Raw genomic sequence first — 3,472 nt, forward strand, 5'->3', positions numbered from 1 at the left:
ACGGCCTTGGCGATGAAGATGGCGATGGCGGTGCCGACCGAGGCCCAGACAATGGAGACGACCACGGCGATGATCTGCGTCATCACCTGGGCGCCCATGGCGGTCGAACCGTCGCCGGGGCCACCCAGGAAGGGCTGGTAGACGATGCCGGTGCCAATGGCGCCGACGATGCCGCCCACACCATGGATGCCGAAGGCGTCCAGGCTGTCGTCATAGCCAAGCTTGGGCTTGATGACCGACACGAAGTAGAAGCAGATGATCGAGGCAAGGGCACCCAGGACGATGGCACCGAAAGGCCCGGAATTGCCCGCAGCCGGGGTGACGGCGACCAGACCGGCGATCACGCCGGAGCAGAAGCCGAGAGCCGAAGCCTTGTGACCATGGGCCTTTTCAGCGAGCATCCAGAACAGCGCCCCTGCCGCGGTGGCGACGAAGGTGTTGATCATGGCGAGCGCCGCCGTGCCGTCGGCTTCCAGTTCGGAACCCGCGTTGAAGCCGAACCAGCCAACCCAGAGCATGCCGGTGCCGATCATCGTCATCGTCATGCTGTGCGGGGCCATTGGCTCTTTGGGATAGCCGATACGCTTGCCAAGGATGAGGCAGGCGACCAGCGCGGACACGCCAGCGTTGATATGCACCACGGTACCGCCGGCAAAGTCCAGCGCGCCCATGTCGAACAGCAGACCGCCGCCAGCCCAGACCATGTGGGCGATCGGGAAATAGACGATCGTGAGCCAAATGGCGGTGAAGAGCATGACCGCCGAGAATTTCATGCGCTCGACCACCGAACCCAGGACCAGCGCAGCCGTGATGGCGGCAAAGGTCATCTGGAAGCTGACGAACACATATTCCGAAATCACTTCGTCGGAGAAGGTGGCTGCCGTGCTGTCGGTGGTGACGCCGACCAGGAACCATTTGCCCCATGAAATGAAGGCATTACCTTCAGGACCGAAGGCCAGGCCATAGCCGTACATGACCCAGATGAGCATGGCGAGGCAGGCGGCCGCGCCGATCTGCGTCATCGTCGCCAACATATTCTTCGACCGGGTCAGGCCGCCATAGAACAGCGCAAGGCCCGGCAGGATCATGAGCAGAACGAGGACGGTCGACGTCATCATCCAGGCGTTGTTGCCCGGATTGGGCACGGCTGCGGCGGGTGCCGCTTCGGCGGCTTCCTGCGCCCAGGCAGGCAGGGCGGCGAAGAGCGACAGCCCCGCTGCCCCCGCCATCCCGCAAAGTTTCTTGGAAAAGGTCATCATTCCCCCCTTCTTACAGCGCGGTTTCGCCGGTCTCGCCGGTGCGGATGCGCACGGCCTGACCGACATCGAGGACGAAGATCTTGCCATCGCCGATGGCACCCGAATTGGCGGCCGCCTGCGTCGCTTCCACGACGCGCGGTGCCAGGTCGTCGTCGCAAACGACCTCGACCTTGATCTTGGGAACCATGTTGGTGGAATATTCCGCGCCGCGATAAATTTCGGTCTGCCCCTTTTGGCGACCAAAGCCCTTCACTTCGCTGACCGTCATGCCTGCGATGCCGAGCGAGGATAGTGCCTCGCGAACATCGTCGAGCTTGAACGGCTTAATGATAGCCATGACAAGTTTCATGTCGCCCCCTGTTACTGGTGTGCGGGGACATACTCAGCAAGAGGCGTGCCAACTTGCTAATGGCGCGTTAATACGGGCTTAGTGTGCGGCGCGACGAAAAGTAGCGCCAAAAAATTGAGCAGCGGCGCGCGCCTGCTCAAAAAACAGGCAGCATCAGCCTACCATTGGCCGCCTTCCGCGATGGCTGCCTCCTCATCGGGCAGCGTGGTGCGGCCGAGGGCGGCATTGCGGTGCGGGAAACGGCCGAAACGGGCGATGATCGCGTGGTGATCACGCGCAAAGCCGAGCCAATGATCGTCGCCTGCCCCTTCGAACAGGGTCAGCGCCGTCTCCTGATCCTCCAGCGCCTCGCTATGCATGAAGGGCATGTAGAAGAAGAGCCGCCCGGTGCCGCCGATCTGAATGTCATAGCCATGGGCGATCGCCCCGCGCGCGACATCGCGGGCCAGCGGATCGCTGGCGAAGGCCTGTGCGGTATCGCGGAACATATTGCGGGGCAGTTGGTCGAACAGCAGGATCGCCGCCAAAGCCTCATCGGCGCGGTCGAGGAAGGCTTCGGGCGGCAATGCCTGTTTTTCCTGCCACAGATCGCCGAAACGGGCGATGCAGCGCTGGTCCAATGCGGAGTCTTTCTCCCACCATCCGGCCTCGCCGACTTCGTTGAACCAGAAGTCGAGCAGGGCTGCGGCCCAGTCGGCGGTCACGGCATCATGGCTGTCGGTGAGCATGTTCATACCGACCTATACAGACGAGCGGCCGATCCGGTTCCACCATAGGCCGCTTCTGGCGATCAGGTCGCCGTGCCGCCTACCGTCAGCCCCTGCAGCAGCAGCGTCGGCTGGCCGACGCCCGCGGGCACGCTTTGCCCGCCCTTGCCGCACATGCCGATGCCTTCGTCCAGCGCCCAGTCATTGCCGATGCCGACCACCTTGGTCAGCGCCGTGGGGCCATCGCCGATCAGCGTCGCGCCCTTGATCGGGTCGCCCAGCTTGCCATTCTCGACCTTATAGGCCTCAGTGCAGGAGAAGACGAACTTGCCCGACACGATGTCGACCTGGCCGCCGCCGAAGCTCTTGGCGAAGATGCCGGTCTTCATGCGCGACAGCAGTTCTTCGGGATCGTCCTGCCCGCCCTTGATGAAGGTGTTGGTCATGCGCGGCATGGGACCATGGGCATAGCTTTCGCGGCGGCCATTGCCGGTCGGCTCGACCCCCATCAGCCGGGCGTTGAGCCGGTCCTGCATATAGCCGCGCAAGATGCCATCCTCGATCAGGATGTTCTCGCGCGTGGGCGTGCCTTCATCGTCGATCGAGAGCGATCCGCGCCGGTCGGCGATCGCGCCGTCATCGACCACGGTGACGCCGGGCGCGGCGACGCGCTCGCCGATGCGGCCGGAAAAGGCGCTGGTGCCCTTGCGGTTGAAATCGCCTTCCAGGCCATGGCCGATGGCTTCATGCACCAGCACGCCGGGCCAGCCAGGGCCGAGCAGCACGGTCATCTCGCCCGCAGGCGCGGCGACCGATCGCATATTGACCCGCGCCTGGGCCAGCGCCTCGTCGATCGCGCGGTTCCACACGGCCGGTTCCATGACCTGATCGTAGAGATAGCGCCCGCCAATGCCGAAGCTGCCGGTTTCGCGACGGCCATTCTCTTCCAGAATGACCGATACATTGAGGCGCACGAGCGGGCGGATGTCGGTGGCGGTAAAGCCGTCGGCGCGGACGATTTCGACCACGGACCAGCTGCCCGCCAGATTGACCGACACCTGCGCGACGCGCGGATCACGGGCGCGGGCGGCGGCGTCGATCGCGGCGCACAGCGTCACCTTCTCGGCGAAGGGGACGATCTCCAGCGGATTGGCATC

Annotated in this window: 4 protein-coding genes; all 4 read right to left on the bottom strand. The window is 64.2% G+C overall.

Translation table 11 applies throughout. The annotated features are described in order from the left end of the window. Positions 1-1,256: ammonium transporter (locus tag IL54_RS14260; protein WP_037478734.1), on the bottom strand; the 1,256-nt coding region annotated here is incomplete at its 3' end. A 13-nt stretch (positions 1,257-1,269) separates the two neighbouring features. After that, entirely contained in the window at positions 1,270-1,608 is a 339-nt protein-coding gene (locus IL54_RS14265) for a P-II family nitrogen regulator (protein ID WP_037476545.1), read from the bottom strand. Positions 1,609-1,766: 158 nt separating this feature from the next. Then, on the bottom strand, positions 1,767-2,342 hold the full coding sequence (locus IL54_RS14270) for a DUF924 family protein (RefSeq protein ID WP_037476546.1): 576 nt from the start codon (positions 2,340-2,342) through the stop codon (positions 1,767-1,769). A gap of 56 nt (positions 2,343-2,398) precedes the next feature. Further along, positions 2,399-3,472, bottom strand: a 1,074-nt coding sequence (locus tag IL54_RS14275; RefSeq protein ID WP_037478736.1) for a metallopeptidase TldD-related protein, incomplete at its 5' end; no start/stop codon positions are given.

The sequence above is a fragment of the Sphingobium sp. ba1 genome (genome assembly GCF_000743655.1).
Lineage (GTDB): Bacteria > Pseudomonadota > Alphaproteobacteria > Sphingomonadales > Sphingomonadaceae > Sphingobium.